This is a genomic window from Pseudomonas sp. CM27 (assembly GCF_013179515.1).
In the GTDB taxonomy this organism is placed as follows: Bacteria; Pseudomonadota; Gammaproteobacteria; order Pseudomonadales; family Pseudomonadaceae; genus Aquipseudomonas.
Map to the genome: position 1 here is coordinate 22,840 of NZ_JABMCN010000039.1, position 6,192 is coordinate 29,031.

The 6,192-nt window shown below is 59.8% G+C and carries 5 protein-coding genes; all 5 read right to left on the reverse strand.

Features of this window, described 5'->3' with window-relative positions; translation table 11 throughout:
- Positions 1 to 106: 106 nt before the first annotated feature.
- The gene (locus HP547_RS07285) at positions 107 to 2,104 is read right to left on the reverse strand and encodes a nucleoside-diphosphate sugar epimerase/dehydratase (RefSeq protein ID WP_172285912.1); all 1,998 of its coding nucleotides are present in this window, start codon (positions 2,102 to 2,104) and stop codon (positions 107 to 109) included.
- Between the two features lie 59 nt (positions 2,105 to 2,163).
- A complete protein-coding gene (locus HP547_RS07290) occupies positions 2,164 to 3,177 on the reverse strand; it encodes a glycosyltransferase family 4 protein (protein WP_172230841.1) in 1,014 nt (337 codons plus the stop codon).
- On the reverse strand, positions 3,174 to 4,139 hold the full coding sequence (locus tag HP547_RS07295) for an SDR family oxidoreductase (protein WP_172285913.1): 966 nt from the start codon (positions 4,137 to 4,139) through the stop codon (positions 3,174 to 3,176). The genes HP547_RS07290 and HP547_RS07295 overlap by 4 nt, the downstream gene beginning before the upstream one ends.
- On the reverse strand, positions 4,136 to 5,389 hold the full coding sequence (locus HP547_RS07300) for a glycosyltransferase family 4 protein (RefSeq protein ID WP_172227385.1): 1,254 nt from the start codon (positions 5,387 to 5,389) through the stop codon (positions 4,136 to 4,138). The genes HP547_RS07295 and HP547_RS07300 overlap by 4 nt, the downstream gene beginning before the upstream one ends.
- 13 nt (positions 5,390 to 5,402) lie before the next feature.
- On the reverse strand, positions 5,403 to 6,192 hold a 790-nt coding region (locus HP547_RS07305; RefSeq protein WP_172285914.1), incomplete at its 5' end, for a UDP-N-acetyl glucosamine 2-epimerase.

Genomic DNA, 6,192 nt, shown 5'->3' on the forward strand with positions numbered 1-6,192 from the left:
GTCATTGTGATACTTGGCTGGAAACCAGCAGGTTGGGCACCGGCTTTCCCGGTGTTCGCGAGTAAACCCGCACCTACACCGGGGGAGCGTCAGGCTGCAGATGTAATCAGGGCTCCAGGCGGCGCTGCTGGTAGATCCAGTCGACGATCTCGCCTTCTGGGGTGTAGCCGCTCACGCTCTCGCGCAGCAACTGACGCACCCGCACAAAATCATCCGCCGCTGCCGCCGCCATCAATTGCCGCAGCGACTCCTTGAGCGTGTCCCATGCCAGGAAGTCTTCGTTTGCACTCATGATCATCGGGTGGCGCGTGGCGATCACGTTGTCGCCAATCAGCAGCTCCTCATACAGCTTCTCCCCCGGCCGCAGCCCAGTGAACTGGATGGCGATGTCGCCCATCGGGTTACGCTCGGAGCGCACGCTGAACCCTGTCAGGTGAATCATCTTCTCGGCCAGCTCGACAATTTTCACCGGCTCGCCCATGTCCAGCACGAACACATCGCCGCCCTTGCCCATGGACCCGGCCTGGATCACCAGCTGCGCGGCCTCGGGAATGGTCATGAAGTACCGGGTGATCTTAGGGTGGGTGACGGTCAACGGGCCACCGGCCTTGATCTGCTTGTGGAACAGCGGGATGACCGAGCCCGAAGAACCCAGCACATTGCCGAAGCGAACCATGGTGAAGCGGGTCTTGTTGACCTGCGATACGTTGCCGCTGTCGCCGAACAGCACAGGGGCCACTTCGCGGCTGAGGGCCTGCAGGGTCATTTCGGCCAGGCGCTTGGTGCTGCCCATCACATTGGTCGGGCGCACCGCCTTGTCGGTGGAAATCAGCACGAAGTTGGCAACCCCGGCCTGCAAGGCCGCCTGGGCGGTGTGCAGGGTGCCGATGACGTTGTTCATCAGGCCTTCGGCAATGTTGTGTTCCACCATCGGCACGTGTTTGTAGGCAGCGGCGTGGTAGACGGTGTCGACGTGCCAAGTTTTCATGATGTCGAGCATCTGCGCCTGGTTGCGGACGGAGCCCAGGATCGGTAGCAGGCACACCGACAGCGACTCGCGGGCGATGCGTTGCTCCAGCTCGGAGAGGATGCTGTACAGGTTGAATTCGCTGTGGTCGAACAACAGCAGCGTTTTCGGTGCTTGCCCCAGTATCTGTCGGCACAGCTCCGAGCCGATGGAGCCACCGGCCCCGGTGACCAGCACCGTCTGATCGGTAATGCAGCGCTCGAGCAGGTCGGGCTGGGCCGGCACAGCATCACGCCCGAGCAAGTCGGCAATATCGACTTCCTGGATGTCATCGACCTTTACCTTGCCGCTGGCTAGGTCAATAAAGCTGGGCACACTCCGCACGTGCAGAGGGTAGCCCTCGAGAAAGTTGAGAATTTCGCGACGACGGGTACGGGTTTCGGAAGGCAATGCCAGCAGAATCTCCTCGGCCCCCGTTACATCGATCATCTTTTGCAAATGATCAGGGCGGTAGACCTGCAGGCCGGCGATCACCCGGTCGGTGATGCTGGGGTCGTCGTCGATGAAGGCGACCGGACGCATCATTCTGTCCATGCGTAGCGCAGCAACCAACTGGTTACCTGCGGCACCTGCGCCGTAAATCGCCACCCGGGGCATGCCGTCAGCTTTCTGGGCAAACGGCACATGCTGCGCGGCCGCAGCGAACCAGTCGCCAAGGAAGTACTGGCGCATGGCCAGGCGCAAGCCTCCCACCATGATCAGGCTCAACCACCAGTAATTGAAGGTGATCGAGCGCGGTACCACGTTCTGGTGGTTAGCGGCCCAGTAAATGATGAACCCGAGAATAAGCGCGGAAAGCGTAACCGCCTTGATGATAGCGATAAGCGCGTCGTTGCCGAAATAACGCATCACCGCCCGGTACAGGCCAAAACGGATGAATAGCGGAATGGACACAAGCGGCGCGCACAGGAACAACCACGTGTGGTCGATGATCGGGTTTGCCAGCTCTTCGATACCAAGGCGGACCACAAACGCCAACCACAGTGCGCCCCATATCAGCACGATATCGGTCAGCACCTGCAACATGCGCTTGTGCCGGCGAGGCAGAGCAAGCAGTTTCGTACGCACTTTTCCCATAACCCCTCTAGATGCTTTCCACGTATGAACCGACAATCCGTTGTCCCATTACTCTAGTGTCAATTTTCCAGGTCGCCCGCACGAAACCGCACCGCCAGCACAATCAGCGGAATGTACGCCAGCACCACGCCCAACGCGCCATCAAGGCCCAGCCGGGCAACGCAGTACGCGATGGGCAGCAGCCAGCAAACATTGAGAGCGGCCACTGCGACGGTTACCGGCAGGTGCTTGCCATACGCGCGCGATGCGAACTGATACGCGTGGCTGCGGTGCGCTTCGTAAACCTTGTCACCGCGTAACAGGCGCCGCACCAAGGTATAAGTTGCATCGACAATGAAGACGCCCAGCAGGATCAGCCAGCACCAGAACATCGGTGGCGATACCCACGCGGCCTGTAGAGACAGCCCACCCAGCACGATACCGATAAATCCACTGCCTGCATCTCCCATGAAAATTTTTGCGGGAGGAAAGTTCCAGTACAGGAAGCCCGCCACGGCTGCGGCCAATAACAAAGGCAGTACAGCAGTGGCACCTAGCCCCGAGAGCCAGTACAGCCAGGCTGCACCCAGGCACGCGGTAATTGCCTCGACACTGGCGATGCCGTCGATGCCATCCATGAAGTTGTACAAGTTGAGCAACCATACCAGGTAGACAGATGCCAGCAGCCCGCCCAGCCACCCCATGTCCAGCGTCCAGCCGAACATCATCAGCGGCGGCAACCCGCCTAGCCAGCCCAGCATCCACGCGGCGGCGACGAAATGCCCAAGCAGTCGCCAGCGAGCAGCAATATGCCCGTGGTCATCCATGAAGCCAATGACCGCGATCAATGCCCCGCCACCTCCCAGCGCCAGCAGCGTACTGATCTGCTCGACACCAGATGGCATGAGACCAACCACGCCTAACAAGAACGTCAGCACTATCGCCACTCCGCCGCCCCTGGGGGTGGGGACCGTATGCGAGCTACGTGCGTTGGGCACATCTATCACACTGCGCGCCAGCGCATAGCGACGCAGACCCGCTGTCAGCACGAGTGACAGAATCAAAATGGCCGGAAGCAACCACAAAAGCATCATTTCTTGTCGAATTCCTGATAGTGCCTGGCGGCAGCTCGAAGCGCAGTATCCACGTCTATCGGCGGGCGCCAGCCGAGCAAATCACGGGTTTTACTGATATCCACCTGCAGCGAGCCACACAGGCGCTGAGACAAACTACCTTTACCCAGCGCCTTGGCGCCGGCACTCAGCAAGCCCGCCGGTACCGGCAGCAACCGCGCTGGCCTGCCCAGCGCCTGGCCCATGCGGCGCAGAAGCCCGGTGGTCGAAAGGTCCTCGCCATCACTGACCAGAAACACCTGGTTGGCTGCTGCCTCATGCCCGATGCACGTGACCACCAGATCCACCAGATTCTCCACGGCGACCAGGCTTCTTCGATTATCGATGGCGCCAAACGGCAGCGGTATGCCACGGTCGAGCCAGCGCATCATGTTGAGAAAGTTGGCCTTCACTCCGGGCCCGTAGACCAGTACCGGGCGCACGATCACCACCTCAAGGCCGGTGTCCCGGGCCAATGCCTGCAACGCTGTCTCCGCCTCCAGCTTTGAAGTCCCGTACGGATCCTGCGGCTGAGGGGTGTCATTGGCAGCGTAAGGCCTGCCCGGCGCAGTGCCCTCACCGTTCACCTTGATCGAACTGATGAACACAAACCGTTTTACGCCGGCAGCAATGGCCTGGCGGGCCAGTGCCAATGTTCCATCCACGTTGACGCGTCGAAAGGCGGCCAGCGGGTCGCTCTCAGTGTCGTTCATCACATGAACACGCGCCGCGCTATGGACTACGACATCACACTCGGCCAGCGCTCCATCCCAGTCGTTATCCTGCTCGAACGACTGGAACAGTACGCTGCGCACCATTGGCGACTGCACCACATCCGCCTGCCTCACAGCAGCAACCACGGGAGTTCCGTCGGCGACCAGCCTGTGCATGATCGCGCTCCCGACGAAGCCGCTGGCTCCAGTAAGAAATACCTTGTGCTTCATCGTCCTGACCTTCTCAAGGTGGCGTTGCCAAAAAGGCGCTCCAGACGCGCCAGCAGCGCAGGCCGGGCAAATTCCTGCTCGTAGTATTGTCGCCCCGCTGCCCCCATCTGCTGGCGCTGCGCGCAAGGCAGCTGGGCGAGCTTACGGGTGATGTTGGCCAACTCGGCGCCATTCCCCGATTCGCAGGCAAAACCAGCCCCGGACGCTTCAATGACTCGGGCAGCCTCACCGTTGATCATACCGAGTACCGGCCGGCCGGATGCCAGGTAAGCCTGAACCTTGCCAGGAATGGTCTTCTCGAACACGTCATTGGTGCGCAACGACACCAGCAAGGCATCAGCCTGCGCAAACAATGGCGGCATTGCTTCCAGTGGGTGACGCCCGAGCAGCAGCACATTGTCCAACCCCCGACTGCGCACCTGCTCCTCAAGCCAGCTACTCATCCGGCCATCACCGACGATCACCCAGCGCACCGCTACTTGGCCACGCAGGGCCTGTGCGGCGTCAAGAATGGCCGGAAAATCCTGCGCCTCCCCCAGGTTACCGGCAAACACCACGGTGAACGTCGCAGCATCGGCCTCAACCAGCTTTGACGGTTCCAGCGTCTGAGCCGAAAAATCATCTTCGGCCCAGCTTGGGAAATACACAAGGCGGTCCGACTCGATGGCTTTGGTGCAATAACGGCGCACGTTGTCGAAAAAGCCGTTGGACTGCAGCAAAAGGTAATCAGTACGGTTGTAGATCCACGACACTGCGAGACCCACCAGCCCCAGGACCTTAGGGTTGTGAATGATATTCACCGCGCGCAGTGTTTCCGGCCACAAATCAAGCACCCAGATAAACAATGGCGCGCGCTTCAGTCGGCGCAGCACCACTGCAGGTATCGCGGCAAGAATCGGCGAAACTGCATAAACAAATATCGCGTCAAACTGCTTGCCTCTGAGCTTCCACGACCCCAAAAGAGCCGCCGACAGCACGAAAGAAAGGTAGTTGAGCACCAACTGGATACTGCGCCTGCCGCGAGGTACCAACGGCACCCTGACGACCTCGGCGCCTTCGTAGTTGCAAAACTGCTCGGGCTGATCCTTGAATCGCTTATAGACCTTGCCTTCGGGATAATTGGGCCAGGCCGTGAGCACCGTGACTTCGTGGCCTTTTTCGGTGAAGTCACGAACCATGTCGTTGATCCGCATGTTTTCCGGCCAGAAATACTGACTGACCACCAACACTTTCAGCTTCTTGCCCGCTATTTCTTCCACAGGCTCAGTACCGTTTCCAAACCGTACGGTTCACGTAATCGGTGTAGCTGTGGACGATACGCACCACCTTGTCGGATACATTGGGCATGCTGTAGTCGGCAACCAGGCGCAAGTTGCGTTGCTCGCCGCGCAACTGGCTTTCAAGAATGCTCAGCCCCTGCAGCACGCGCTCGGCCTCCAGCCCGACCATCATCGCCGCCGCCTCTTCCATGCCTTCAGGGCGCTCGTGGGCCTCACGGATATTCAAGGCCGGGAAGTTGAGGATCGAGGCTTCCTCGTTGATGGTGCCGCTATCGGACAGCACCGCCTTGGAGGAGAGCTGCAGCTTGTTGTAATCCTTGAAGCCCAAGGGCTTGAGCAAACGGACATTGGCGTGGAATGTAACCCCCATTGCGTCGACACGCTTCTGCGTACGGGGGTGGGTCGACACAATGACCGGCAAATCGAATTGTTCGGCAATGGTATTGAGTGTGCCAACCAACGAAAGGAAGTTTTTGTCAGAGTCGATATTTTCCTCACGGTGGGCGCTCACCACAAAGAACTTGCCGGCTTCAAGGCCAAGCCGCTCAAGCACATCGGACGCTTCGATGCCGTCGCGGTAGTGGTTGAGTACTTCGAACATCGGGCTGCCCGTCTTGATCACCCGGTCGGCTGGCAGGCCTTCGTGCAACAGGTAGTCACGGGCGATGGTGCTGTAGGTCAGGTTGATGTCGGCAGTGTGGTCGACGATACGGCGGTTGATCTCCTCGGGCACGCGCATGTCAAAGCAGCGGTTGCCTGCTTCCATGTGGAAG

Bases quoted from the DNA above. Each gene is read 5' to 3' on its own strand.
- HP547_RS07285 (WP_172285912.1), bottom strand. From the start codon at position 2,104: ATGGGAAAAGTGCGTACGAAACTGCTTGCTCTGCCTCGCCGGCACAAG.
- HP547_RS07290 (WP_172230841.1), bottom strand. From the start codon at position 3,177: ATGATGCTTTTGTGGTTGCTTCCGGCCATTTTGATTCTGTCACTCGTG.
- HP547_RS07295 (WP_172285913.1), bottom strand. From the start codon at position 4,139: ATGAAGCACAAGGTATTTCTTACTGGAGCCAGCGGCTTCGTCGGGAGC.